This is a genomic window from Stenotrophomonas sp. TWI1149 (assembly GCF_039673155.1).
GTDB lineage: Bacteria > Pseudomonadota > Gammaproteobacteria > Xanthomonadales > Xanthomonadaceae > Stenotrophomonas > Stenotrophomonas maltophilia_AA.
Map to the genome: position 1 here is coordinate 245,661 of NZ_JBDJLB010000001.1, position 26,630 is coordinate 272,290.

Genomic DNA, 26,630 nt, shown 5'->3' on the forward strand with positions numbered 1-26,630 from the left:
ACGACGGCGCCTGGCGCGCCGTCTCCCCGAAACGCCGGGCCATGCCCGGCGTTTTTTTATTTCTTCTTTTTCTTCTTGTCCTTGGCCGATTCCTTGCTCGCCACCACCACCGGCGCGGCGACCGGACCGTCCTGGCCGTTGCCCTTGGCCACGCGGATGCCGTTGGCCTTCATCCAGGCGTCGAACTCGTCGGCGCTCATGCGCTTGTCGCCATCGCTCATCATGAAGCGGTAGCTGCCGCGGCCGTCCAGTTCGGGAATCTTGATCTCCACCACCTTGTCGGTCACCGGCGGATCCTGCTTGGCGATCTGTTTGTGGCCGCCACAGGCGGTCAGCAGCGCGGCCGGCAACAACAGGCAGGCGCCGCGGAACAGGGAACGGGTGAGGCTACGGATGTGCATGGTCTTACTCCCGGTGTTGAACGGAACGTCCCTTCGAAGGCCATCCATTGCCCGGGTCGATTGGCCTGCCACATGCCGGCAGGCCACGAGGTCACGGTGTGGCCGCGGCGCTGTCGGCCACGGCGTACAGCAGATCCAGATCGTGCTGGCTGAGCTCGCGCCAGGCGCCCTTGCCCAGCTCGCCCAGCGGCAGCTGGCCGATCGCCACGCGCACCAGGCGCAGCACGTTGATGTCGAAGGCGGCCAGCAGGCGGCGGATATGCCGGTTGCGGCCTTCCTCCAGCACCACTTCCAGCCAGGCGGTCTTGTCGCCGCTGCGCAGCAGCGTGGCGCGGCGCGCGCGCAGCAGCTCGCCCTCGTCCTCGATGCCCGCGCACAACGCCTGCAGATGCGCGGCATCGGGGATGGCGTCAATCTGGACGTGATAGGTCTTGTCCGGGCCGGTGGCCGGGTCGGTCAGGCGCGCGGCCCACTGCGGATCATTGCTGAACAGCAGCAGCCCTTCGCTGGCCTTGTCCAGGCGCCCGACCGGCGCGATCCACGGCAGGCCGGCTGCATCGAAGCAGCGGTATACGGTGTCGCGGCCGCGCTCGTCCTGCGCGGTGGTGACCAGGCCGCGCGGCTTGTTGAGCATCAGGTGCACGCGCTTGGGCGCATCCAGCGGCTGACCATCGACGCGCACGTGATGGCGACCGTCGATGATCGGAAATTCGGGGTTGTTGATGACACGGCCGTCGACCGTGACCCGGCCGTCGGCGATCCAGCGCGCGGCTTCGGTGCGCGAGCACAGCCCGGCCTTGGACAGCACACGCGCCAGGCCATGGCGCGGTGTGGTTGGAGTTGCCTTCGCGGCGGTGCTGCGGGTGCCTGTTGCGGGGCTCGCACGCCGCTCGGGGCGGCGTGGTCGGGACGCGGTCGCGGCGGGTGGCCGGCGTGTCGTCATCGTGCTCCGCCCGGGCGGCTTACTTCTTGTCCGCCGGCTTGGTCTCAGCCGGTGCTTCGGCGGCGGCGGCCGGCACGGCAGCCGGTGCCGGGCGTGCCTTGACCACGCGCACGCCACGCGCCTTCATCCACGCGTCGAATTCTTCGGCGGTCATGCGCTTGCCGTTCTGGCTCATGTCGAAGCGCCACGGCGTGTTGTCGAACTCGGTCTGCGGCTTGTAGGCGGCCGGATCGTTCGGATTGATCACCGGTGCGCTGGGAATCGCCTTGGCGATGTTCTGGCAGCCGTCGATGCGCAGGCGCTGCAGCACGCTGTCCAGCGACTGTTCCCGGTCGAAGCTGGAGGTCAGCACCCCGGCGGGCATGCCCAGCTGGACGTTGCGGATGTACAGCTCTTCGGCAACCGGTGCGATCGCGGTGGCCGGCAGCGGCAGCGGTGATGCGCTGGCAGGTGCCGAACAGTCCACGGCAGCGTGGGCGGCGGGAACCAGGGCCAGGCCAAGCGCGGCGGCCAGTGCAAAACGCTGCATGGGATGCATCCAGGAAGGGGTCGACGCGGCGAGTTTAACAGCGCCACAACGTCTTTCAAGCGCCACCTTCAATGAATACGGCAACTTGTTGGATTTATTGTCGATTTCCGGGATCCAACCGCCCCGGACACACAAAAAAACAGGGCCCGGCAATGCCGGGCCCTGCTTGGTGAGACTGTACCGCCAGAAGGATTAGTTCTGGACGTTCAGCTCGGTACGACGGTTCTTGGCGCGGCCTTCCGGGTTATCCGAACCATCCGAGTTGGTGTTCGGCGCAATCGGGCGGCTCTCGCCGTAACCGATCGGACCGACCAGACGCGAAGCGTCAACGCCGTTCTGGGTCAGGTAGTTGTACACCGAGGTGGCACGACGCTCGGACAGCTTCTGGTTGTAAGCGTCGGAACCCTTGGAATCGGTGTGACCGGCGACTTCAACGCGCAGATCCGGGTAACGCTTCAGGATTTCCGAAGCTTCGCTCAGGATCGCAACCGCGTCCGGACGCAGGTTCGACTTATCGAAGTCGAAGTTCACGCCCTTCAGATCGATCGACACCGGGACCGGGCAACCGTCCGGACCGATGGTCTGACCCGGCTGCGAGTTCGGGCACTTGTCGTCGCAGTTGTTGACGCCGTCACCGTCGTCATCCAGATCGGCGCAGCTCGGAGCAACCGGAGCCGGAGCCGGCACGGCAGCGACCGGGGCCGGGCCCAGCGGGATCACGACACCGACCGAAGCCAGCACGTCGCCGAACCAGTCTTCGCTCGGAGCAGCAACGCTCTGGTCGTCGAAGTCAGCGCGGTAGGCCACTTCGGCACGCACGGCGACGCGCTTTTCGAAGGTGGTCTGCAGACCGACGCCGAGCTTGGCGGCGAAGTTGCCGTCCTTGCGCTCACGCGGACCATTGGTGTTCAGCGCTGCGTACTCTTCTTCCGACTTCTGGTAACCCAGGCCGAACAGCAGGTACGGGTTCCAGCCGCGGCCTTCCTGGATGAAGTGGCGACGCAGATCGACGGACGCGCCGTACTGGCTCCAGTTCAGATCCTGGTTGGCATCGAAGTTCGGGTTCTGGTAGTTCAGCTCGCCGTCCAGCGACCAGTTGGGGCTGATGAACTTACCGAGGCCCAGGGTAACGAACGGAGCGTCGTTGGTCAGACGGTCGCTATCCTGGAAGTTGAAGCCGGCCGAACCGGTCAGGTACCAGCGGTCGTCAAAATCCTGCGCCGATGCAGCCTGGGCGAAAGCCAGACCGCCCAGCAGCGCGGCAGTAAGGATCTTCTTGTTCATTGAGTACAGCTCCTATTTCGGGGGTATGAAACCGGTAGAGGCATGGGCCAGCACTACTGCGTCGTTTTCAGACTGCCGATTCAGCACGCCACCGCCGCGAACATTATGCTCAGGCGAGTGAAGGTGATGTTAACAGTCCCGTAACATGTGAAGACGACCGCCAGACCTCTACCGGGTCCAGCTGGTGGCACCCTATACAGGTTGATGAAATTCCGCAAGACCCAGCAATGACAAGGGTTTTGCGCAATTCAGGCGGCGTCGCGACACATTTTTCACGGTAGGGTTCAAATCGGGTTCGCCCCTTGATTCAGCGCAGAAACAGCGACGGCGTGATCCGTATGATGGAGAGGATTCCCCCGATCCGGAGCCGACATGAAAGCCGTGGGATTGACCCAGTATCTGCCGATTGAAGACCCCGCCGCGCTGCAGGACCTCAGCATCGCCCCGCCCGGCACGCCGCGGGGACGTGACCTGCTGGTGCGGGTACACGCTGTTTCCGTCAATCCCGTGGACACCAAACAGCGCGCGCCGCGCGCGCAGCAGGAGGATCCGCCGCGCGTGCTGGGCTATGACGCGGCCGGCGTCGTTGAAGCCGTCGGTCCTGACGTCACCGCCTTCGCCGCGGGCGACGAGGTGTATTACGCCGGCGATGTCACCCGTTCCGGTTGCAATGCGCAATATCACTGGGTGGACGAGCGCCTGGTCGGACGCAAACCCACCACGTTGGATTTCGCCGAGGCCGCGGCGTTGCCGTTGACCACGCTGACCGCATGGGAACTGCTGTTCCAGCGCATGCCGCTGCACTTTGAAGACAGCCGCCATCGTGGCCAGCACCTGCTGATCATCGGCGGCGCCGGCGGTGTCGGTTCGATCGCCATCCAGCTGGCACGGCATGCCGGCTTCACCGTGATCGCGACCGCCTCGCGCGAGGAAACCCGCGCGTGGTGCCTGCAGATGGGCGCCGACCACGTGATCGATCATCGCCAGCCACTGGCCGCCCAGCTGCAGGCACTGGGCATCGCGCAGGTGCAGGTCGCGCTCAACCTTGCCGATACCGATCACTACTGGGAGACCCTGGGCGAGCTGCTGGCACCGCAGGGGCATGTCGGCCTGATCGTCGAGCCCCGCGGGCCGCTGCGCGTCGGCGATCCCTACAAAGCCAAGTGCATCGGCATCCATTGGGAATTCATGTTCGCGCGCGCCCGGTTCCAGACCGGGGACATGATCGAGCAGCACCGCATCCTCAGCCGCGCGGCCAGCCTGATCGACGCCGGCGAGCTGCGCACGACCGCGCACACGCATCTGGGCACGATCAATGCCGCAAACCTGCGCGAAGCGCATCGCCAGCTGGAAGGTGGCGGCGTGATCGGCAAGCTGGTGCTGTCCGGCTGGGGGTAGTCGCGCGGCAACGTGTCAGCGCGCATTCGCCTTCATCTGTATCTGTCGGCGGCGCCCGGTGCCGCCTACAGTCAGTGGCCCTTCCGGTGAATCCGCCATGCCCACGTCCCTGCCCCTGCGCCTGCTGCAACTCCTGCTCGGTCTGTTCCTGTACGGCTTCGGCGCGGCGGTGATGATCCGCGCGGCGATCGGGGTGGCGCCCTGGGATGTGCTTTCCCAGGGCATCGCGCTGCAGACGCCGCTGTCCTTCGGCGTGGCCACCAATGTGATCGGCGCGCTGGTGCTGTTGCTGTGGTGGCCGATCCGGCAGAAGCCCGGGCTGGGCACGGTACTCAACGTGATGCTGATCGGCCCCAGCGCGCAGTTCGGGCTGTGGCTGCTGCCGGAGGTGCATGGCCTGGCCTGGCAGATCCCGATGTTCGTCTGCGGCCTGCTGCTGGTCGCGCTCGCCACCGGCCTGTACATCGGCGCGCGCTTCGGACCCGGCCCGCGCGACGGCCTGATGACCGGCCTGCATGCCCGCACCGGCTGGCCGATCTGGATCGTGCGCAGCGCGATCGAAGGCACCGTGCTGCTGATCGGCTGGTGGCTGCGCGGCAACGTCGGCGTGGGCACCCTCGCCTTCGCCCTGCTGATCGGCCCGCTATGCGGGGTCACCCTGCCGCTGTTCGGCATCCGCAAGCCCGCCCCGGCCGCCGTCGCGCCGTAACAGCGCCGGTGCCGGACCGGCGATCGGCACCGACCGGGGCACCTGCGCTTGCTCTTCAGAGGCATTCGCGGCACCCTGCGCGCTTCCGTACGCAAGCGTATCCACATGTCGCCAGCCGCCGAATCCACCGCCTACCCGCATCTGTTCGCCCCGCTCGATCTGGGCTTCACGCAGCTGCGCAACCGGGTCCTGATGGGGTCCATGCACACCGGCCTGGAAGACCACGCGCGCGATTTTCCGCGGCTGGCGGCGTATTTCGCCGAGCGGGCCGCGGGCGGCGTCGGCCTGATCGTCACCGGCGGCTTCGCGCCCAACGTGGTCGGCTGGCTCAAGCCGTTCGGCGGCAAGCTGTCCTGGCCCTGGGAGGTGCGACCGCATCGCCAGGTCACCCGGGCCGTGCACGACAACGGCAGCAAGATCTGCCTGCAGCTGCTGCATGCCGGCCGCTACGCCTACCACCCCCTCTCCGTGGCACCTTCCAAGCTGAAGGCGCCGATCAACCCGTTCACCCCGCGGGCGCTGTCCGCGCGCGGCGTGGACCGCCATATCGCCGATTACGCACGCAGCGCGCGGCTGGCCCGCGAAGCCGGCTACGACGGCGTCGAGGTGATGGGCTCGGAAGGCTATCTGATCAATGAGTTCATCGCGCCGCGTACCAACCAGCGCACCGACCGCTGGGGCGGCGACGCGGCACAGCGCATGCGCTTCGCGGTGGAGATCGTGCGCCGCATCCGCGAGGCCTGTGGGCCGGACTTCATCATCATCTACCGGCTTTCGCTGGTGGACCTGGTACCCGACGGCAGCAACTGGGCCGAGATCGTGCAGCAGGCGCAGGCCATCGAAGCGGCGGGCGCGACCCTGATCAACTCCGGCATCGGCTGGCACGAGGCGCGCATCCCGACCATCGCCACCTCGGTCCCGCGCGGCGCCTTTGCCGGGGTCACCGCCAAGCTCAAGCCGCATGTCCGCGTGCCGGTGATCGCGACCAACCGCATCAACATGCCCGACGTCGCCGAGCGCATCCTCGCCGCGGGCGGTGCCGACATGGTCTCGCTGGCGCGGCCGCTGCTGGCCGATCCGCAGTGGGCCAACAAGTCGCGCGCCGGCCGCCCCGAGGCGATCAACACCTGCATCGCGTGCAACCAGGCCTGTCTGGACCACGTGTTCGAGAACAAGACGGCCAGCTGCCTGGTCAATCCGCGCGCCGTGCACGAGACCGAGCTGGTCTACCGCCCGACCACCGCCCCGCGCCGCATCGCCGTGGTCGGCGCCGGTCCGGCCGGGCTGGCCTGCGCGACCGTGGCTGCCGAGCGTGGCCACGTGGTGACGCTGTTCGATGCCGGCAGCGAGATCGGCGGGCAGTTCAACGTCGCCAAGCGCATCCCGGGCAAGGAAGAATTCCACGAGACGCTGCGCTATTTCCGCCACAAGCTGGACGAGACCGGTGTCGAGGTGAAGCTGGATACCGTGGCCGACGTGGCCGAGCTGGCCGGTTTCGACGCGGTGGTGATCGCGACCGGCATCACCCCCCGCCGGGTCGATTTCCCCGGCGCCGACCATCCCAAGGTGGTTACCTACCTGGATGTGCTGCTCGGCAGGGTCCAGGTAGGCGAGCAGGTCGCGATCATCGGCGCCGGCGGCATCGGCTTCGATGTCGGCGAGTTCCTGGTCCACGAAGGACCCTCCTCCGCGCTGGATCCGGCGCGCTGGATGGCCGAGTGGGGCGTGGACCCGACGTTCGAGGGCCGCGGCGCGCTCGCCAAACCGGCACCTGAAGCCCCTGCGCGCAAGGTCTGGCTGCTGCAGCGCAGCCCGGGCAAGCCCGGCGCCCGCCTGGGCAAGACCACCGGCTGGATCCACCGCGCCACGCTCAAGGCCAAGGGCGTGAGCATGCTCGGTGGCGTTGAGTACCTGGGCGTGGATGACAGCGGCCTGCGCATCCGCGTGGACGGTCAGGAACAGCTGCTGCCGGTGAGCCATGTGGTGGTCTGCGCCGGCCAGGAACCGCGCCGTGATCTGCACGCCGCGCTGCAGGCAGCCGGCATCCACGCACAGCTGATCGGCGGCGCGGATGTGGCCGCCGAACTCGACGCCAAGCGCGCGATCGATCAGGGCAGCCGGGTCGCCGCTGCCCTCTGACCCGGGTCCAAACGGACCTGAATACGGGGCTGAACCGCCGATTCAGCCCTGCCTCCGAACCTGAATGTCAAGCTTTCGGGTTCAGGATGTATTGGGAAATCCCCCCCTATCGTGCGCCAACTTTCCCGCTCACCACCCAGTTCGAGTGAGCGCGCGGACCCCACGTCTTCTTTCGGGTCCGCCCCCGGGCGGCCCCGATGGCCGCCTCCCCATGACGCCAAGTCGTACCCACGCCCCGTCCGCACGATCGGATGGAACAGCCAGGTGCGGCCCACACGGAGCAAGGAGATTTATGAAACTGGCCTGGATTCTCTGGCTGTCACAGTTGTTGCCGCAGCCTGCCGCCGATTCGTTGTGCCTGAGCACGACCGTCTACCTCGAAGCGCGTGACCAGACCCTGCGCGGCCAGCAAGCCGTCGCGGAAGTGGCGCTGCGCCGCCTGGACAGCGGCCTCTGGGGCGACTCGATGTGCCAGGTGGTGACCGCGCGCAAGCAGTTCGCCCCGACCATCGTTGCGCCCGGCACCCAGCTCGGCAACGCCGATGCCTGGCAGGAAGCGATGACCGTCGCCTTCGACGCCGAACGCAACTGGGCCCTGCCGGCCGGTGAGCGCAAGGAGATCGTGCCCGGCGCCAGCCACTTCGCGGCCCTGGCGATCGCCAACCCGAGCTGGCGCAATGCCTACCAGGTGGCCACGATCGGCGATCACACCTTCTACCGCGTGCAGAAACTCAAGCCGCGCGCGTCGTAACGATCTGTTACGGCCATACCGTTGAGGATGCGGGGCCGGCTCTGGAATAGTGGGCGGCTCACCTTCCACCCATCCGCAACGGAGTTCCCATGAAGCTGTACAGCAAGCCCGGAGCCTGCTCCACCGCCGATCACATCGCCCTGCAGTGGACCGGCCAGCCGTTCGAGGTGGAACTGCTCGACAAGGACACCCTGAAGGCGCCGCCGTTCCTGGCCCTCAATCCGGCCGGTTCGGTCCCGGTGGTGGTCGATGGCGATTTCGTGCTGACCCAGAACGCAGCCATCATGGGCTACATCGCCGATACCTACCCGCAGGCCGGCCTGACCGGTGACGGCAGCCCCAAGCAGCGCGCCGAAGCCACCCGTTGGCTGTCCTTCGTCAACTCCGACCTGCACCCGGCGTTCAAGCCGCTGTTCGGGCCGGGCACCTTCATCGAAGACGACACCCAGTACGACGCGCTCCGCGCCGCCGCCCGCAAGCGTCTGCGCGCCCTGTTCGAGCGCGCCGATGCACAGCTGGCCGACCGCCCCTGGCTGGCCGGCTTCCGCAGCTTCGCCGATCCGTACTTCTACATCACCCTGCGCTGGGCCGCGGGCGCGAAGATCGACCTGAGCGGCCTGGACAACCTCGCCGCCTTCAAGCAGCGCATGGAAGCCGATACCGGCGTGCAGGCGGCACTGAAGGCGGAAGGCCTCCTGTAGAGCCACCCCATGGGTGGCTGCAGGCGGTCCGGCCGGAACACACGCGTCCGGCCGGAACGCGCGGTCCCGTCGAAAAGGAGCCACGCATGGCGTGGCTCTACCCGATCGTACGCACGACATTGCCCTCGGCATCGCGCAGTTCGCTCAGCTCCACCACCACCTGCAGCGTCGGCCAGCCCGGGATCGCATAGGTCCCGCGGCGTGGCATGACCGTGGCGACCAGCGCCTGCACCGTGGCCGGTGCCAGCTGGCAGTCCAGCGCTTCGTCGTCGACCACCAGCGCATTGACCGCGGCCGGCGACAGCGTGATCTGACTATCGTTGCTCACCAGCGTCAACGGCTGCCCGAACAGCAACCGCGCCGGCAGCAGCGCGAGCAGCGATTCCACCTGGCGCGCGCCCAGCGTCATGGTCAACTGCTGTCCGGCACCCTCGCCCCGCACCGACCAACCCAACTTCTCCAGGAACAGATAGGCCGTCTGTGAGCCTTCGCGTGCCGCGCCCTCGGCCACCGCGGCAGCGAGCGCGGGGTCGTCCAGCAACGAGCCACGCGCGATATCGGTGATCCACAGCGGCATCTTCGGCAGCAGCGTCTCGAGCACGCCGGTGGTCGACCAGCGCTTCACCGCATCCATCTCGTCATCGGTCAGCCCGATCACCTGCAGGAACTCCAGCGAACCGTTGGGCGTCTCGCGCGGCGGCAGCTGCGGGTCGCGCAGGAAGGCGATGTGCCGCAGCAACGTATCGGTGTCGGCGGCGATCGGCCCGCCTGCGTTGAGGTAGTGGCCCTGCTGGAACACCTTGCCGTTGGCGAACACGTAGCGCGCCAGGTTCTGCAGGAAGTTCATCGCCCACGCCGGCGGCTCGCTGCCCGCCGCAGCGGCAACCCGGAAGCTCAGCTCGAAGCCGTAGCCACTGGTGGCCGGATCATCGCTCTCCTTTTCATACAGCTCGGAGAAGCCGTAGCTGACGAAGTGCCAGTGCGGCAGCGGCGCATCGTTCCAATACGCGCTGATGCCGTCCAGCGGATCCTCGCCACCGAGCAGCGAGCGCAGCACCGGGCCGTAATGCTGCGGCGCCTGCGTGGGATACACCGCCTTCAACGCGGCATCGATGGCCTCCCACCCGGGTGCGCCGTCGTCCTCGATCTCATCCACCATCGCTACTCTCCCGCACACGAAACAGCACGCATTCTAAACAGCGTGCTGCCTGGCCGCCGTCGACGTATCGTCTCAGGCGATCACGGGCTCGCTCTGCAGCAGCGCGCGCGTCTCTTCCAGCCAGCGGTTGGCCAGCGCCGGGCTTTTCGCCTTGCTGATCGCGGCGGCCATGTCCGGCCACAGTTTCTCCAGGCTGCCGGCATCGGTGCAGCGTTCGACTTTCAACTGCATGAAGTAGCCCTTCAGACCAAGGTGCCTGCGCACCGATTCGCTCATCCAGTCGTACAGACGCTTGTAGAGCTCCGGGTCCTGCTCGCGCCCGGCGGTCAGTGCCGCGGCGACGACCGGTGCGGCACTGCCGCCGACGATCTCGATCAGGCCCATCGCCGAGAGCTGCGCCAGCGCATCGTCCGGCGCACGCAGGCCCGGCAGCAGCGCGGTCAACGCGGTGTCATCGCGCTGACCATCGACCATCAGCAGAATGGATCGCAGCGCCGGCGGCAGGCGCCGTGCACGATCCTCGATTTCCTGACGGCCAGCGGCCGTCTTGGCATGGATGTACGCCATGTGCTCCCCCTTTCACGTGGTGCATCATCGCGCGTCGCGCCGGCCGTTCGCCGACTCGTACGCGCCCCCTTGCCCATCTTCCAGGCCGATCGGCGTCGGTGGCCGCCCCAGGCGCGCCGCGTCCCCAGCGATCACCACCGGAGCTTACCCGAGCGCTCGCGTCCTCGGTAATGCACTGCAGCATGGTCCTGGAGGCGCCCCGCACAGGCAGGAAAAAGGCCCGTCTCTCCGAGGAGGACGGGCCTTGGGGAACGCTTCGAATGCCGGTGCGCGTCGCGACAACGCATGGCGCGGCATTACACGACCGGGCTGACCTGCAGCACCTCAGGTTCCCAGCGCGCGCCGGATCTCGTCCAAGGCCGCCGGGTCATCCAGGGTCGACAGATCGCCCGGATCACGCTCCTCGGCCAGCGCCTGCAGCGAGCGCCGCAGCAGCTTGCCCGAGCGCGTCTTGGGCAGCGCGTTGACGATATGGATGTGGGCCGGCCGCGCGACCGCGCCGAGGGTGTTGGTCACCCGCTGCATCATCTCGGCCGCCACGGCACTGCCGTCTCCCTGCAGGGCCTGCTTGAGGGTGACGAACACCAGTGGCACCTGGCCCTTGAGTTCATCCTTGACCCCGATCACGGCGGCCTCGGCCACCAGCGGATGGCCGGCGATGCACTCCTCGATCTCGCGCGTGCCCAGGCGGTGCCCGGCCACGTTGATGACATCGTCGGTGCGGCCCAGGATGAAGGTGTAGCCGTCTTCGTCCTGGATCGCCCAGTCGAGCGAGCTGTAGAGCAGTTCCTTGAAGTGGCTGAAATAGCTCTGGATGAAGCGCGCATCGTCCTTCCAGACCGTGGTCATGCAGCCCGGCGGCAGCGGCGGGATCATCACCAGCACGCCCTTCTGCCCCGGCGCGACAGTCTCGCCGGTGTTCTCATCGATGACCTTCATCCGGTAGCCGAGGTTCGGGAAACCGGGCGAGCCGAAGCGCACCGGTTTCATGTCCACGCCCGGCAGCAGGGTCAGTGCCGGCCAGCCGGTTTCGGTCTGCCAGTAGTTGTCGATGATCGGCTTGCCGAGTGCGTCGTTGATCCAGTGCGCGGTCGGCTCGTCGAGCGGTTCGCCGGCGAGGAACACGTACTTCAGTGCTTCCAGATCGTGGCGGCGGATGAAGTCGGCGTCGTGTTTCTTGAGCACGCGGATCGCGGTCGGCGAGGAGAACAGCGTGCGCACGCCGTACTGTTCGCACAGCGCCCACCAGATGCCCGGGTCCGGGTTGGTCGGCAGCCCTTCGTACAGCAGCGAGGTGCAGCCGCCGATCAGTGGGCCGTAGACGTTGTAGGAATGCCCGACCGCCCAGCCCACATCCGAGGTGGAGAACATCACCTGGCCGGGTTTGCAGTCGAACACGGTCTCCATCGACTGCGCCATCGCCACTGCGTAGCCGCCGACATCGCGCTGCACGCCCTTCGGCTTGCCGGTGGTGCCGGAGGTGTACAGCAGATAGCTCGGCTCGCTGGATTCCAGCCACACCACCGGCACATCCTGGTCGCCCACTTCGGCACGCAGCGTGGCGTAGTCGACGTCGCGGCCGGGCACCTTCGGTTCGGCCGGGTCCAGACCGCGCGAGACGATCAGCACGTGCGGTGGCGGCGAAGCGGCTTCGGCGCAGGCGGCATCCACCATCGCCTTGTAAGGAATCACTTTGCCGCCGCGCTTGCCGGCGTCGGCGGCGATCAGCAGCTTCGGTTCGGCGTCATCGATGCGCAGTGCCAGGTTGTGCGCGGCGAAGCCGCCGAACACCACCGAATGGATCGCCCCGATGCGCGCGCAGGCCAGCATCGCGAACACGGCTTCGGCCATGTTCGGCATGTAGATCACCACGCGGTCGCCACGCTGTACGTCCAGCCGCTGCAGCACGGCGGCGAAGGCATTCACTTCGCGGTGCAACTCGCGATAGGTGACCTCGCGGGTGACGCCGGTTTCGCTGGAGACCGCGACCAGCGCGAGCTGATCCGGGCGATCGACCAGATGGCGGTCGACCGCGTTGTAGCAGAGGTTGGTTTCCCCGCCGACGAACCAGCGCCGGAACGGCGGGGTGCTGTAATCGAGGATCCGCTGCGGCGGTGTATGCCAGTAGATGCGCTGGGCCTCTTCGCCCCAGAACGCCTCGGGTTCATCGACCGAACGTCGATAGACATCTTCGTAACGCATGACAGCCCTCCCAGACAAAGCCATGGGATCGAGCATAGTCCGATGGTGAGGCGCGGGCCGTCCGACCTTGGTCGTAGGGAGACCAAAAAAAACGCCGGGCAATGCCCGGCGTTTTTTCCAGTCCGTACCGACCAACGGTATTCGCGCCATCCTGGCGCTCACCCTTCGGGCCGGCGCTTCGCACCGTTGAGAACGGCTCCTGCCGTTCTCTTCGGCACCCATCCGTATGAGTGATCAACCCAGCAGGTGGGCGACGCCGGAGCGCTCTTCTTCCAGCTCGGCCAGGGTCTTGTCGATGTACTTCTGGCTGAAGTCGTCGACCGGCAGATCCTTGACCAGGGTGTACTCGCCGTTCTCGGTGGTGACCGCGAAGCCGAAGATCACGCCTTCCGGGATGCCGTAGGAGCCGTCGGACGGCACGCCCATGGTGACCCACTTGCCGTTGCTGCCCAGCACCCAGTCACGGATGTGGTCGACGGCGGCATTGGCGGCCGAGGCCGCCGAGGACGAGCCACGGGCTTCGATGATCGCCGCGCCGCGCTTGCCCACGGTCGGGATGAAGGTCGATGCGTTCCATTCCTGGTCGTTGATCGCCTCGGCGATGGAGGCACCGTCGGCGGTGGCGAAACGGTAGTCCGGGTACATGGTCGGGCTGTGGTTGCCCCACACGATCAGCTTCTCCATGCCACCGACCGGCTTGCCGAGCTTGGTCGACAGCTGGCTCAGCGCACGGTTGTGGTCCAGGCGCAGCATGGCGGTGAAGTTGCGCGGGTTCAGGTCCGGCGCCGACTTCATGGCGATGTAGGCGTTGGTGTTGGCCGGGTTGCCGACCACCAGCACCTTGACGTCACGCTTGGCGACCTTGTTCAGCGCCGCGCCCTGGGCGGTGAAGATCTTGGCGTTTTCCAGCAGCAGATCCTTGCGCTCCATGCCCGGGCCGCGCGGACGCGCGCCGACCAGCAGGGCGATATCGGCGTCCTTGAAGGCCACTTCGGCGTCATCGGTACCGACCATGCCGGCCAGCAGCGGGAAGGCGCAGTCTTCCAGTTCCATCATCACGCCGCGCAGGGCGGCCTGGGCCTTGTCGACCGGCAGCTCGAGCAGCTGCAGGATGACCGGCTGGTCCTTGCCCAGCATGTCGCCGGAGGCGATGCGGAACAGCAGGGCGTAGCCGATCTGGCCGGCGGCGCCGGTCACGGCAACACGAACAGGTGCTTTCATGGGGATTTCCTCTGCTAAGAAACGTAAAAACGGCCCCCTTCACAGGGGGCCGTCGGGATCGGATCAGGCGGTGGGGATCAGCTTGTTCCACTCCGCCACGCGCTCGGCCTGGGCGGCCAGCACGGCGTCGGTGTCGCCTTCCAGGGTGATCGAATGGATCACGTCGCCCTGCTTGACCGAGTCCACGATGGCCTGGCCGTCGAGGACCTGGCCGAACACGGTGTGCTTGCCGTCCAGCCAATCGGTCTTGATGTGGGTGATGAAGAACTGGCTGCCGTTCGTGTTCGGGCCGGCATTGGCCATCGACAGCGAACCGACCTGGTGCTTCACGCCGTTCTTTTCATCTTCGAACTTGTAGCCCGGGCCGCCGGTGCCCTGGCCCTTGGGGCAGCCGCCCTGGATCATGAAGTCCGGGATCACGCGGTGGAAGACCAGGCCGTCATAGAAGCCGTGCTTGACCAGGTTGACGAAGTTGGCGACCGTCAGCGGGGCCTTGTCGGCGAACAGCTCGACCTTGATCGGGCCCTGGGTGGTGTCGAAAGTGGCGATGAGGGACATGCAAATCCTTGGAGTACGGGGGTTTGTCGTTAGCCCCATAGGATACACCCGTGGTATGCGCCACCGCATGCGCGCTGCCGCCCCACGCTTCGCTGCGCGAACCGCGGGCCCCTCTTACCAGCACCCACACCCCCGCCGCTTCGCGGCAGCCCCCTGACTCAGGGGGCGGTGGTGCTTCCTGCATCATCGCGGCCACCCGGACAGGCGTCCCTCACACAGCTGAATGCCCGTCCGGCAAGGCCTGCGAGGCACTTTTCGCGATTGGTCATCTTGGCCGTATAATGTTGGACTTCTTTTTCCAAATCCGGCGCCGACTGGCCCCCTTTCGCATGTCTATCGAAAATCTTCGCAACATCGCCATCGTCGCCCACGTCGACCACGGTAAGACCACCCTCGTCGACCAGCTGCTCAAGCAGTCCGGCACCCTCTCCGAGCGCACCGTGCTCGCCGAGCGCGTGATGGACAGCAATGACCAGGAAAAGGAACGCGGCATCACCATCCTGGCCAAGAACACGGCCATCACCTGGGAAGACAAGAAGACCGGTATCAAGAACCGGATCAACATCGTCGACACCCCGGGACACGCCGACTTCGGCGGCGAAGTGGAGCGCGTGCTGTCGATGGTCGACACCGTGCTGATCCTCGTCGATGCGATGGACGGCCCGATGCCGCAGACCCGCTTCGTGACCCAGAAGGCCTTCGCGATGGGCTTCAAGCCGATCGTCGTGGTCAACAAGGTCGACCGTCCGGGCTCGCGTCCGGATTGGGTGATCGACCAGGTCTTCGACCTGTTCGACAAGCTCGGCGCCACCAATGAGCAGCTGGACTTCCCGATCGTCTACGCCTCGGCCCTGAACGGCTACGCTGGCCTGGAAGACACCGTGCGCGACGGCGACATGACCCCGCTGTACGAAGCGATCATGCAGCACGCGCCGATGCCGGAAGTGGACCCGGAAGGTCCGTTCCAGATGCGCATCAGCCAGCTGGACTACAACAACTTCGTGGGCGTGATCGGCATCGGCCGCGTGCAGCGCGGCACCCTGAAGAAGAACATGCAGGTCGCGGTCATCGATCGTGAAGGCAAGAAGCGCAACGGCAAGGTCGCGCAGGTGCTGGGCTTCCTGGGCCTGGAGCGCATCGAGCAGGACACCGCCGAAGCGGGCGACATCGTCGCCATCTCCGGTATTCCGGAACTGACCATCTCCGACACCCTGTGCCACCCGGATACCCCGGAAGCCCTGCCGGCGCTGACCGTCGATGAACCGACGATCTCGATGACCTTCCAGGTCAACAACTCGCCGTTCGCCGGCAACAAGGACCTGTCCGGTGGCAAGTTCCTGACCAGCCGCCAGATCAAGGACCGCCTGGATCGCGAGCAGGTCCACAACGTCGCCCTGAAGGTCGAACAGCTGGAAGACGCCGACAAGTTCCTGGTCTCCGGCCGTGGCGAACTGCATCTGTCGGTGCTGATCGAGAACATGCGTCGTGAAGGCTACGAGCTGGCCGTGTCGCGTCCGGAAGTGATCATCAAGCAGATCGACGGCCAGGCCATGGAGCCGATCGAGCAGCTGGTGGTGGACATCGAAGAACAGCACCAGGGCGGCGTGATGGAAAAGCTGGGTACCCGCAAGGGCCAGCTGAAGAACATGGAGCCGGACGGCAAGGGCCGTGTCCGCCTGGAATACCAGATCCCGGCCCGTGGCCTGATCGGTTTCCAGAACGAGTTCAAGACCCTGACCCAGGGTTCGGGCCTGCTGTTCCACGTGTTCGACCATTACGGTCCGAAGGAACAGGGTTCGATCGCCAAGCGCCAGAACGGCGTGATGATCGCCAATGCCCCGGGTGCCACCCCGGCGTACTCCCTGGGCCCGCTGCAGGAACGCGGCAAGCTGTTCGCTGCTGAAGGCGACAACGTGTATGAAGGCCAGCTGGTCGGCATCCACTCCAAGGACAACGATCTGACCGTCAACGCGATCAAGACCAAGCCGCTGACCAACATGCGCGCCTCGGGCAAGGACGATGCGATCCAGCTGACCCCGGCGATCAAGTACTCGCTGGAGCAGGCCCTGGACTTCATCGAAGACGACGAGCTGGTCGAGATCACCCCGAAGGAAATCCGCCTGCGCAAGAAGGGCCTGACCGAAAGCGACCGCAAGAAGGCATCGCGCGGCGGCTGATCGGACCCATTGTCGTGATCGACAAGCCCTACAACCCGGATCCTCACAAGCATCCGGGGCTTCACCTGATCGCCTTGCTGGAAGCCAGCAAGGCGGTTCTGGCGCTGTTGGCTGCGACCGGGCTGGAAATGCTCGGCCCGCAGCCCCTGCGCGATGCGGTCAATGCCCTGATCCGGCGTTTCAGTCTGGACCCGGATCACGGCACCCTGCCCTCGCTGCTCAACATGATCAGCCCCGATGCGGTGCATCTGGCGGCTGCTGCAATGGTCGCCTACGGCGTCCTGCACCTTTTCGAGGCCTGGGGCCTCTGGCGCGCCAAGGCCTGGGCCTCCTGGCTGGGCTGCGTCACTGCCGGCATCTACCTGCCGTTCGATATCTACGCCATCCTCCGTCACCCGGGCTGGGCCTCGTGGTCGGTGCTGGTGATCAATCTGATCGTGGTCGGCGTGCTCGCCCGCGATATCCGCAAACGCCATGGCAAGGCCGCCCAAACGGCTTGAGTTGCCAAGCGGCGCCCGCGGTGGTTAGCCTGACGGCCGGTTCGGGGGGACAGGCATGCGCCTGACACTGACATCGCTGATGCTCATCGCGCTGGCCGGCTGCAGCCCGGGCCCGGCGCCCCTGCATGCCCGTGAATCGCCTGCGCCGCCCCCCTCGCCGAGCGCCACGCTCCCGTTCGCCTTTGCCGAAGCCGGCATCAGCGACCTGCAGTCGCGCATGGCCAGCGGCGAGCTGGACAGTGTCACCCTGACCCGCGCCTACCTGGACCGCATCGCCCGCCTCGACCGGGCCGGCCCGCGCCTGCGCGCGGTCATCGAGCTCAACCCCGATGCGCTGCGCGAGGCCGCACAGCTGGACGCCGAGCGTCGCCAGGGACAGCTGCGCGGCCCGCTGCACGGCATCCCGCTGCTGCTCAAGGACAACATCGGCGCCAGCCCCATGAGCACCACCGCCGGCTCGCTGGCCCTGGAAGGGTTCCGCCCGGACGATGCGTTCCTGGTCCAGCGCCTGCGCGCGGCCGGCGCGCTGATCCTCGGCAAGACCAACCTGAGCGAATGGGCCAACTTCCGCTCCAGCCGATCGATTTCCGGCTGGAGTGCCCGCGGCGGCCAGACCCGCAATCCGTACCGGCTCAGCCACAACCCGTGCGGCTCCAGCAGCGGCAGCGCGGTGGCGGTCTCGGCCAATCTCGCGGTGGCGGCGATCGGCACCGAGACCGACGGCAGCATCGTCTGCCCCGCCGCGGTCAATGGCGTGGTCGGCTTGAAGCCGACGGTCGGACTGGTCAGCCGCGAGGGCATCATCCCGATCTCCTTCAGCCAGGACACCGCCGGCCCGATGACCCGCAGCGTGGCCGACGCAGCCGCCCTGCTGACCGCGATGGCCGGCCGCGACGAGGCCGACCCAGCCACCGCGACCATGCCCGGACGTGCGGTCTACGACTACACCTCGCGCTTGAACGCCGACAGCCTGCGCGGCGCGCGGATCGGCGTGCTGTATGGCGACCTGATGCAGAAGCCAGGCATCGCGCCGGCCCTGCAGCATGCCGTGGCCGTGCTGCGCGATGCCGGCGCGACCGTGGTGCCGGTGCAGCTGCCGACCCAGGGCCAGTGGCAGGACGCCGAACGGATCGTCCTGATGCACGAGTTCAAGGCCGGGCTGCAGCGTTACTTCACGACCTACCGCGCGCCGGTGCGCAGCCTGGACGACGTGATCGCCTGGAACCGCCAGCATGCGGGCAAGGAACTGGCGCTGTTCGACCAGGACCTGATGGACACCGCCGCGACGATGGGCGGCCTGGGTACGCCCGAGTACATCCGCGCGCGCAGCGATGCCCGCCGGCTGGCCGGCCCGGAAGGCATCGATGCGGTGCTGCGCGAACAGAAGCTGGATGCGCTGGTGGCACCGACCACCGGCGTGGCATGGCCGATCCGGCCGGGCAGCGGCGATGACTTCCCCGGCGAGAGCTACAGCGCCGCGGCGGTGGCCGGCTACCCGAGCCTGACCGTGCCCATGGCGCACGTGGACGGCCTGCCGCTGGGGCTGCTGTTCATGGGGACCGCGTGGAGCGAGCCGCGCCTGATCGAGCTGGGCTACGCCTACGAGCAACGGACCCGCGCACGCCGTCCGCCGCGGTTCCAGACCGATACCCTGCTGACGAACGGCGTCGCACCCTGAGGGCGTGTACCGACCAACGGTCGGTACCTACCGGGTCGCATCGCCCGGGTCCGGCAGGATCGCCGGCTCACCATCCTCGGCGCCGGGGGAGCGCACATCCTCGGCCGGCTGCGAACGCGCGCGGCGCGTCGGCGTGGCTTCCTGGTTGAGCTCGGCACGGGTGCGCGGCAGTGCCTGCGGATGCTCGCGCGCCAGGAAGTCGAGCATGCGCTCGCGCACGATGCAGCGCAGGTCGAAGGCATCACCGGAGTTGCGCGCGCTCACCAGCAGACGCACCTGCAGCGTGTGTTCGCTGGTTTCGGTCACCTGGGTCACGCAGACCTGGCCATCCCATAGCGCCTCGCCTTTGCAGATCCGCTCCAGTTCGGCGCGGATCGCCGGGATCGGCGCGGTGTAATCCAGCCACAGGAACGCAGTGCCAAGCAGATCGGCGCTGCGCCGGGTCCAGTTCTGGAAGGGGTGCTCGATGAACCAGGTCAGCGGCACCACCATCCGCCGCGCATCCCAGATCCGCACCACCACGTAGCTGCTGTTGATCTCTTCCACGCGGCCCCATTCGCCCTCGACGATGACCACATCGTCCAGCCGGATCGGCTGGGTCAACGCGATCTGCAGACCGGCGATCAGGTTGCCGAACACCGGCTTGGCCGCGATGCCGGCGACCAGGCCGATGATGCCGGCCGAGGCCAGCAGCGCGGTGCCGATCTGGCGCACCATCGGAAACGTCAGCAGGATCAGCGACACACCCACCAGGATGATCGCGCCCATCAGCACACGGCTCAGCACCCGGGTCTGGGTCTGGATGCGGCGTGCCTCGAGGTTGTCGGCCACCTCCATCGGGTGATCGCGCAGGATCGCCTGCTCGCCCGCGGCCACCGCGCGTACCAGCAGCCAGATGAAGCAGCCGGTCAGGCCGATATGCAGCAGCCGCAGTGCCTGCTCGAGCCGGTGCTCCTGCAGCGGCGTGGCCTCCAGGGCCGGAATCAGCAGCAACAGCGGCAGCGCGAACGCCAAGGGCCGGCTGATCACCCGCGCGATGCGGGCACGGCGGTAATCACGGTCTTTCAGACGACGCGTCAACGCCATCAGCAACCACCAGCCACTGATCCCGATCGCCAGCGCGATCGAGATGGGCCAGAGATACAGCGCTGCCTGCTGCCAGTCGACGGTCACGGCACGCTCCTGTGTTCTTCGCGGGGGGAGTCCACAGGATGCCGATGCCGCCATGACCATGGTGTCAGGCGAATGTAAGGTGCGTGTCGAGGACACGCACCGATATCAGTTGGCGTAGTGCGCCTGCTTGCGCACGATCGCCATCGCGATCTCCAGCGACTGTTCGTAGTTCAGCCGCGGATCCACCGAGGATCGGTAGGCACGCTCCAGATCGCGCTCGGTCAGCTCGCGCGCACCGCCGGTGCATTCGGTCACGTCCTCACCGGTCAGCTCGAGATGCACGCCGCCCAGCCGGGTGCCGGCCGCAGCGTGCAGGTCGAAGGACATCTCGACCTCGCCACGCACGTTGTCGAAACGACGCGTCTTGTAGCCGTTGCTGGTGCTCTCGGTATTGCCATGCATCGCATCGCACACCCACAGCACCCGCCGGCCATCGCGCTTGACCGCGTTCAACAGCGGCGGCAGTTTCTCGGCGATCTGCGCCGCGCCCATGCGGTGGATGAAGCTCAGGCGGCCCGGCTCGTCATCTGGATTGAGCACATCGATCAGGCGCAGCAGCTGGTCCGGCTGCACCGACGGCCCGACCTTGATCGCGATCGGATTGCGCACCCCACGCAGGTATTCCACGTGCGCGCCATCCAGTGCGGCGGTGCGCATGCCGATCCACGGGTAATGCGTACTGAGGTTCAGCCAGCCCTGCTGGCGCGGCACCTGGCGCGTCAGCGCCTGCTCGTACGGCAGCAGCAGCGCTTCGTGCGAGGTGTAGAAGTCGATCCGGTTGAGGTTGTACACCTGCGCGCCGGACAGCGTCTCCATGAAACGCACCGCATCGCCGATCGAGGACACCATCTTCTGGTAATCGGTGGCCAGCGGCGAATGCCGCACCCACTCCAGGTTCCAGTACTCGGGGTGGTGCAGATCGGCGAAGCCGCCATCGATCAGCGCGCGCACGAAGTTCATCGTCATCGCCGAATGCGCGTGCGCCTGCAGCATCCTGCGCGGGTCCGGCAGGCGGGCCGCTTCGGTGAACTCCGGCGCATTGATCACGTCGCCGCGGTAGCTCGGCAGGGTCACGCCGTCGCGGGTTTCGGTATCGGCCGAGCGCGGCTTGGCGTACTGCCCGGCGAAGCGCCCGACCCGGATCACCGGCTTGCGCATGCCGTGCACCAGCACCAGGCTCATCTGCAGCAGCACCTTCAGCCGGTTGGAGATGGTGGTGGATTCGCAGTCGCTGAAGTTCTCCGCGCAATCACCGCCCTGCAGCAGGAAGCGCTTGCCCTCCTGGGCCTCGGCCAGCTGCTGCTTGAGCGCCAGGATCTCCCAGGAGGTCACCAGCGGCGGCAGCCGCTTCAGCTCGTGCAGGGCGGCATCCAGCGCCAGCGGGTCCGGATAGGTCGGCAGCTGCAACGCGGGCTTGCCACGCCAGCTCTCCGGCGACCAGGCAGCGTCGACAGCGGTCGCGGCGGGATCGGCTACGGGCGGGGCGGACAGGCTCATCACGGACTTCCGGGGTGTGGGGCCGGTCATGGTCGCAGAGCGCGCCCCCGACGCAAAGGGGCGGTCATGCCGGCCCAGGCTGAACGCCGAAGAAAGGCCACGGCGATCAGCCAGATCGCGCATGGTCCACCGGCGTGGGACAGGCGCATGATTTGTTACGGAGTAACACTCGCCAGGCCGGCCCCTTCTCCCTTTGCCCAGCCAAGCCATTCCCATGAAGCCTTCCCTGCTTGCTACCGGTATCGCTGTTTCCCTGGCCCTGACCGGCCTGCCCGCCCTCGCCGCCGCCCCTGCCAGCGGCGCCCCCGCCCCCGCGGTCACCGATCTGGACGCGGTCACCGTCAGCGCCCAGCTCGACCAGGCGCGCAACGCGCTGTCGCCGGATATCGGCAGCAGCCAGTACCAGATCACCGCCGAAGACATCCAGCACCTGCCGCTGGGCGCGTCCACCCCGTTGAACCAGGTGCTGCTGCAGGCGCCAGGGGTGGTCCAGGACTCCTACGGCGGCGTCCACGTGCGCGGCGACCACGCCAATCTCCAGTACCGGCTCAACGGCGTCCTGCTGCCCGAATCGATCTCCGGCTTCGGCCAGACCCTGGACGCCCGCGCGATCAAGAGCATCCGCCTGATGGACGGCGCCCTCCCCGCGCAGTTCGGCGAACGCACCGCCGCCGTGGTGGACATCACCACCCGCAGCGGCGCCGAGCTGGGGAATGGCGGCAGCGCCGGCCTCACCGCCGGCTCCTACGGCAAGCTCAACCCCAACGCCTCGTGGTGGGGCAGCCAGGGCCGCTGGAGCGGATACCTGACCGGCAACTACGACCAGAACCAGGCCGGCATGGAAAACCCCACCGCCTCGCGCCGGCCGGACCACGATGACACCCACCAGGGCAAGGCGTTCGCCGACCTGACCTACCTGATCAACGAAGACACGCGCCTGAGCCTGTTCGCCGGCTTCTCCAACAACCGCTTCCAGATCCCGGTCAACCCTGGCCAGACGCCGCAGTTCGGCTACCTGGATACCGTCAACGCGGACTCGGCGGCACTGGATGAAAATCAGCGCGAGACCACCCGCTTCGGCATGCTGGTGCTGCAGGGCACGCTGGGCGATACGGCCTACCAGGTCTCGGCCGGCCAGCGGTACAGCGACCTGTCCTTCCGCCCGGACCTCGCCGGCGACCTGATCTTCAACGGCGTCGCCTCGCAGGTGGAGCGCAGCAACCGCGCCAACACCGTGCAGGCCGATGTCTCCACCCCGCTCGGTGAAAACCACACGCTGCGCTATGGCCTGTACGTCAACGCCGAACGCGCCCGCGCCGGCAGCGACACCTGGGTGTTCCCGGTCGACGCCGACGGCCAGCAGGCCAACACCACGCCACGGCGCATCCCGGAGGCGAGCGCCTTCAACGCCACCACCACCGCGGTCTACCTGCAGGACGAATGGCGCATCGGCGCGGACTGGACCGTCAACTACGGCCTGCGCGGCGACCGCTACACGGCCTTCGGTGGCACCGAAGGCCAGCTCAGCCCGCGTCTGGGCGTGGTCTGGAACGCCAGCGACAGCACTACCGTGCATGCCGGCTACGCGCGCTACTTCACCCCGCCGGCGAGCGAACTGGTGGCCAGCAGCGACATCGGCCTCTACGACGGCACCACCAACCAGCAACCGGCCGGTGGCAGCACCACCCCGCTCTCCGAGCGCAGCGACTACTACGACATCGGCGTCTCCCAGCAGGTCGGCGAACACCTCACCCTCGGCCTGGACGCCTACGACCGCAAGGTCGACCGCCTGCAGGACGAAGGCCAGTTCGGCGCCGCCTACATCTACTCCACCTTCAACTACCGCCTGGGCCACATCCACGGCGTGGAGTTCAGCGCCGACTACAGCCACGGCCCGCTCAGCGCCTACGTCAACGCCGCCTACAACAAGGCCATGGGCAAGCAGGTCATCACCGGCCAGTACAACCTCGATCCCGAGGCACTGGCTTACGTCCAGAACAACTGGATCCACCTGGACCACGACCAGAAACTGACCTCGTCGGGCGGCGTCAGCTACGCCTTCGCCGGCCACAACCGCCTGGGCGCCGATTACGTGTTCGGCAGCGGCCTGCGCTCGGACACCGACGGCGTCCCGAACGGCGGCGAACTCCCCGCCTACCTCCAGCTCAACCTCAGCGCGGCCCACGACTTCAACGCCGACAGCGGCCACCCGCTGCACGCACAGCTCGCCCTGGTCAACGCACTGGACCGCAGCTACCAACTGCGCGACGGCGGCGGCATCGGCGTCTTCGCCCCGCAATGGGGCCCCCGCCGCGGCGCCTACCTCAGCCTGCAGCAGGACTTCTGAGCGGAGCCCTGACCGCAGCATCCGACCTGGCCGCGCAACGCGTGTCAGGTCGGGTCACGGACCTGACCGGCCTCAGTGACGCCGACGTGCACGGAACGCCGTCACCAGCGCCCACACCGCCAACGCCGCAAACCACACCAGGCTCCACATCGGCATCGTCAGGCCCAGGAATTGCCAATCGATATTGCCGCAGTTGCCGGTACCGGTCAGCACCGTCCGGAACACCTCGAACGGCCCCATCGTCTCACTGAGGAAACTCAACGGCGGCCCACAGCTCGAGCCCATGTCCTGCGGCAGCAACTGCACATACACATGCCGGCCGGCAATGCCGATCCCGACCGCCGCCGCGATGAAAGCCAGCACCCCATACGTCTTCCGCCCAGCCGGATCCCGCGGACCATGCAGCGCCCCGATCAGGAACAGCAGGCCCAGCGCCGCGAACGCAATCCGCTGGAAAATGCACAACGGACACGGCTCCAGCCCCATCTTCAACTGCAGGAAGATCGCATACCCCAACAGCGCCGCGCAGACCAGGAACCCCAGCAGGAACTGGGCGCGGAAACTCCAACGCAATGGATTCATTGCCAACACTCGTGAAAGTCCAGGCCCCAAGATTAACAGGGCCGTGACCGCCCACGTCCATGCGCGCCTGCCGACCATCGGCGCAGCGGACCGGACAGCGTGTTCCGTACATCAAGCGGAACCACCCGAACGTAGCGACGCTGCCGGGCTGCCGGCCAGCGGCCGGCACTACCCACGCACCGAGACAGGCGCCGGCTCCGCTTCACCCCCATGCGCACCGACCATGTGTGCAGGCGTTGGCGCGGGTGGGTTGGCGGGACCATGAGCGCCATGGATGGCGCGACATGAGCCTCCATGGACGGATTCACGGCGTGTCCCGCCAACCCACCCGCGCCGACGCCCCCCGCATCGCTCACGGCACCATGCGGTTGCGGTTGCGGTTGCGGTTGCGGTTGCCGTCGCCGTCGCCGTCGCCGTCGCCGTCGCGATGATCCAACCCCCAGAAACGGAAAAACCCGGCACAAGGCCGGGTTCTTCACCGAATTACGGGTGTAGCTCGAAGATTACTCTTCGACGGCTTCAGCCACGGCAGCCGGACGATCGACCAGCTCCACGTAAGCCATCGGCGCATTGTCGCCAGCGCGGAAACCGCACTTCAGCAGACGCAGGTAACCGCCCGGACGGGTCGCGTAACGCGGGCCCAGGGTGGTGAACAGATTGCCGACGGCTTCGTTGTCGCGCAGGCGAGCGAACGCCAGACGACGGTTGGCAACCGAATCAACCTTGGCCAGGGTGATCAGCGGCTCGGCAACGCGGCGCAGTTCCTTGGCCTTCGGCAGGGTGGTCTTGATCAGCTCGTGCTTGAACAGCGACGCAGCCATGTTCTTGAACATCGCTTCGCGATGGGCGCTGGTGCGGTTGAACTTACGACCGGACTTCATATGACGCATGACGGTGATTCCTGAAGTGAATGTTGGATCGGTTGGGTATCGCTGTCGCCATCCTGGCGTTGCTGCTTGGACTGCGGATGGTCCGGTGCCAGCCGTCCTGGCTGGCCGTCACCGCAGGCTATCGACCTGTCGGTGCGGGGTGTTGCGGGTGAAGCCCCCGCACCCGAAGGTGCGGGGTCAAGCATCTTGCGTAGCGGTGGATCAGCCGAGCATGCCGTGCTGGGCGACACCGGCCGGCGGCCAGTTCTCCAGCTTCATGCCGAGCGAAAGACCGCGCTGTGCGAGGACTTCCTTGATCTCGGTCAGCGACTTCTTGCCGAGGTTCGGGGTCTTGAGCAGCTCCACTTCGGTCTTCTGGATCAGATCGCCGATGTAATAGATGCTCTCTGCCTTGAGGCAGTTGGCCGAACGCACGGTCAGTTCCAGGTCGTCGATCGGGCGCAGCAGCACCGGATCCACGCCGTTGTTGGCCGGCTTGGCTGCACCGCGGTCGCGGTGGGTGAAGTCACCGAAGACCGACAGCTGATCGCTGAGGATGTCGGCGGCAGTGCGCACGGCTTCCTCGGCATCGATCGTGGCGTTGGTTTCGATGTCCAGCACCAGCTTGTCCAGATCGGTACGCTGTTCAACGCGGGCCGCTTCCACCGAATAGGCGACGCGACGGACCGGCGAGAACGAGGCGTCCAGAACCAGACGGCCGATGGCACGGGTTTCTTCATCCGGACGACGACGAGCAGCAGCCGGCTGATAGCCGAAACCGCGCTCGACCTTCAGACGCATGTTGATCGCCACATCCTTGGTGAGATGGCAGATCACATGATCCGGATTGAGGATCTCGGTGTTATGGTCGATCTTGATATCGGCAGCGGTCACGACACCCGGACCCTGCTTGGACAGCGACAGCGTAGCGTTGTCACCGGTATGCATGCGGATGGCCACATCCTTCAGGTTGAGCAGGACTTCCAGCACGTCCTCCTGCAAGCCTTCAAGCGTGGTGTACTCGTGCAGTACGCCATCGATTTCCACTTCGGTGATGGCGAAGCCCGGGATGGACGACAGCAGCACGCGACGCAGGGCGTTGCCCAGCGTATGCCCGTAACCACGCTCCAAGGGTTCGATGACGACCTTGGCGCGGGTATCGGTAAGGCGTTCGATCTGCGGACCGCGAGGACGCAGAACCTGGTTGGCGGTAACCGTCATGTTGCGGGTTCTCCTGCGAACCTC

The 26,630-nt window shown here is 66.9% G+C and carries 23 protein-coding genes; 9 read left to right on the top strand and 14 right to left on the bottom strand.

Annotated features, from left to right (window positions below; translation table 11 throughout):
- Positions 1–56: 56 nt before the first annotated feature.
- The 4 genes from ABE424_RS01260 to ABE424_RS01275 all read right to left on the bottom strand — a co-directional run bounded on the left by ABE424_RS01260 (position 57) and on the right by ABE424_RS01275 (position 3,157).
- Positions 57–401, bottom strand: a complete 345-nt coding sequence (locus ABE424_RS01260) for a hypothetical protein (RefSeq protein WP_176990714.1) — start codon at positions 399–401, stop codon at positions 57–59.
- 91 nt (positions 402–492) lie between these two features.
- The gene (locus ABE424_RS01265) at positions 493–1,344 is read right to left on the bottom strand and encodes a pseudouridine synthase (RefSeq protein WP_346491274.1); all 852 of its coding nucleotides are present in this window, start codon (positions 1,342–1,344) and stop codon (positions 493–495) included.
- A gap of 19 nt (positions 1,345–1,363) precedes the next feature.
- The gene (locus ABE424_RS01270) at positions 1,364–1,873 is read right to left on the bottom strand and encodes a hypothetical protein (RefSeq protein WP_176990712.1); all 510 of its coding nucleotides are present in this window, start codon (positions 1,871–1,873) and stop codon (positions 1,364–1,366) included.
- 192 nt (positions 1,874–2,065) lie between these two features.
- Positions 2,066–3,157 carry an OmpA family protein gene (locus tag ABE424_RS01275; RefSeq protein WP_346491275.1) on the bottom strand — a complete coding sequence of 364 codons (1,092 nt, stop codon included), beginning with the start codon at positions 3,155–3,157 and terminating at the stop codon, positions 2,066–2,068.
- A 372-nt stretch (positions 3,158–3,529) separates the two neighbouring features.
- Here ABE424_RS01275 and ABE424_RS01280 point away from each other — a divergent pair, with 372 nt between their 5' ends.
- The 5 genes from ABE424_RS01280 to ABE424_RS01300 all read left to right on the top strand — a co-directional run bounded on the left by ABE424_RS01280 (position 3,530) and on the right by ABE424_RS01300 (position 8,855).
- A complete protein-coding gene (locus tag ABE424_RS01280) occupies positions 3,530–4,555 on the top strand; it encodes a zinc-binding alcohol dehydrogenase family protein (protein ID WP_346491276.1) in 1,026 nt (341 codons plus the stop codon).
- Positions 4,556–4,652: 97 nt separating this feature from the next.
- Positions 4,653–5,264, top strand: a complete 612-nt coding sequence (locus ABE424_RS01285; protein WP_346491277.1) for a hypothetical protein — start codon at positions 4,653–4,655, stop codon at positions 5,262–5,264.
- Between the two features lie 105 nt (positions 5,265–5,369).
- Positions 5,370–7,403 (top strand): NADPH-dependent 2,4-dienoyl-CoA reductase, encoded by a 2,034-nt coding sequence (locus tag ABE424_RS01290; RefSeq protein ID WP_346491278.1) that lies wholly within the window; start codon positions 5,370–5,372, stop codon positions 7,401–7,403.
- 292 nt (positions 7,404–7,695) lie between these two features.
- Positions 7,696–8,154, top strand: coding sequence for a cell wall hydrolase (locus tag ABE424_RS01295; protein WP_088435200.1), 459 nt, complete (start codon positions 7,696–7,698; stop codon positions 8,152–8,154).
- A gap of 89 nt (positions 8,155–8,243) precedes the next feature.
- On the top strand, positions 8,244–8,855 hold the full coding sequence (locus ABE424_RS01300) for a glutathione S-transferase N-terminal domain-containing protein (RefSeq protein ID WP_346479841.1): 612 nt from the start codon (positions 8,244–8,246) through the stop codon (positions 8,853–8,855).
- 97 nt (positions 8,856–8,952) lie between these two features.
- Here ABE424_RS01300 and ABE424_RS01305 read toward each other — a convergent pair whose 3' ends face one another.
- The 5 genes from ABE424_RS01305 to ABE424_RS01325 form a co-directional block, all read right to left on the bottom strand.
- On the bottom strand, positions 8,953–10,014 hold the full coding sequence (locus ABE424_RS01305; protein ID WP_346491279.1) for a suppressor of fused domain protein: 1,062 nt from the start codon (positions 10,012–10,014) through the stop codon (positions 8,953–8,955).
- Between the two features lie 72 nt (positions 10,015–10,086).
- Positions 10,087–10,581 (bottom strand): hypothetical protein, encoded by a 495-nt coding sequence (locus ABE424_RS01310; protein ID WP_346491280.1) that lies wholly within the window; start codon positions 10,579–10,581, stop codon positions 10,087–10,089.
- Positions 10,582–10,905: 324 nt separating this feature from the next.
- Entirely contained in the window at positions 10,906–12,783 is a 1,878-nt protein-coding gene (prpE, locus tag ABE424_RS01315) for a propionate--CoA ligase (RefSeq protein ID WP_346491281.1), read from the bottom strand.
- A 234-nt stretch (positions 12,784–13,017) separates the two neighbouring features.
- Positions 13,018–14,004: a malate dehydrogenase gene (locus tag ABE424_RS01320; RefSeq protein ID WP_088435213.1), complete on the bottom strand. Its 987-nt coding sequence runs from the start codon at positions 14,002–14,004 to the stop codon at positions 13,018–13,020.
- Positions 14,005–14,067: 63 nt separating this feature from the next.
- The gene (locus ABE424_RS01325) at positions 14,068–14,562 is read right to left on the bottom strand and encodes a peptidylprolyl isomerase (RefSeq protein ID WP_088435214.1); all 495 of its coding nucleotides are present in this window, start codon (positions 14,560–14,562) and stop codon (positions 14,068–14,070) included.
- 329 nt (positions 14,563–14,891) lie between these two features.
- Between ABE424_RS01325 and typA the strand changes: the two genes are divergently transcribed.
- Genes typA through ABE424_RS01340 form a run of 3 tightly spaced genes read left to right on the top strand, consistent with a single transcriptional unit; the run spans position 14,892 to position 18,917 of the window.
- The gene (gene typA, locus ABE424_RS01330) at positions 14,892–16,739 is read left to right on the top strand and encodes a translational GTPase TypA (RefSeq protein ID WP_121042902.1); all 1,848 of its coding nucleotides are present in this window, start codon (positions 14,892–14,894) and stop codon (positions 16,737–16,739) included.
- A gap of 14 nt (positions 16,740–16,753) precedes the next feature.
- Positions 16,754–17,239, top strand: coding sequence for a DUF2127 domain-containing protein (locus tag ABE424_RS01335; protein WP_313209644.1), 486 nt, complete (start codon positions 16,754–16,756; stop codon positions 17,237–17,239).
- Between the two features lie 55 nt (positions 17,240–17,294).
- Positions 17,295–18,917, top strand: a complete 1,623-nt coding sequence (locus ABE424_RS01340; protein ID WP_346491282.1) for an amidase — start codon at positions 17,295–17,297, stop codon at positions 18,915–18,917.
- Between the two features lie 27 nt (positions 18,918–18,944).
- Here ABE424_RS01340 and ABE424_RS01345 read toward each other — a convergent pair whose 3' ends face one another.
- Both ABE424_RS01345 and ABE424_RS01350 read right to left on the bottom strand, forming a co-directional pair.
- On the bottom strand, positions 18,945–20,090 hold the full coding sequence (locus ABE424_RS01345) for a mechanosensitive ion channel domain-containing protein (RefSeq protein WP_179460854.1): 1,146 nt from the start codon (positions 20,088–20,090) through the stop codon (positions 18,945–18,947).
- Between the two features lie 105 nt (positions 20,091–20,195).
- Complete coding sequence (locus ABE424_RS01350) at positions 20,196–21,587, bottom strand: 3-deoxy-7-phosphoheptulonate synthase class II (protein ID WP_346491283.1); 1,392 nt, start codon at positions 21,585–21,587, stop codon at positions 20,196–20,198.
- A 214-nt stretch (positions 21,588–21,801) separates the two neighbouring features.
- Here ABE424_RS01350 and ABE424_RS01355 point away from each other — a divergent pair, with 214 nt between their 5' ends.
- A complete protein-coding gene (locus ABE424_RS01355; protein WP_346491284.1) occupies positions 21,802–23,934 on the top strand; it encodes a TonB-dependent receptor in 2,133 nt (710 codons plus the stop codon).
- A gap of 72 nt (positions 23,935–24,006) precedes the next feature.
- Here the strand turns inward: ABE424_RS01355 and ABE424_RS01360 are convergent, their stop codons facing one another.
- The 3 genes from ABE424_RS01360 to rpoA all read right to left on the bottom strand — a co-directional run bounded on the left by ABE424_RS01360 (position 24,007) and on the right by rpoA (position 26,606).
- On the bottom strand, positions 24,007–24,516 hold the full coding sequence (locus ABE424_RS01360) for a disulfide bond formation protein B (RefSeq protein ID WP_070426690.1): 510 nt from the start codon (positions 24,514–24,516) through the stop codon (positions 24,007–24,009).
- A 503-nt stretch (positions 24,517–25,019) separates the two neighbouring features.
- On the bottom strand, positions 25,020–25,406 hold the full coding sequence (gene rplQ, locus ABE424_RS01365; protein ID WP_123728453.1) for a 50S ribosomal protein L17: 387 nt from the start codon (positions 25,404–25,406) through the stop codon (positions 25,020–25,022).
- Between the two features lie 201 nt (positions 25,407–25,607).
- On the bottom strand, positions 25,608–26,606 hold the full coding sequence (rpoA, locus tag ABE424_RS01370) for a DNA-directed RNA polymerase subunit alpha (RefSeq protein ID WP_176990880.1): 999 nt from the start codon (positions 26,604–26,606) through the stop codon (positions 25,608–25,610).
- Between the last annotated feature and the right edge of the window lie 24 nt (positions 26,607–26,630).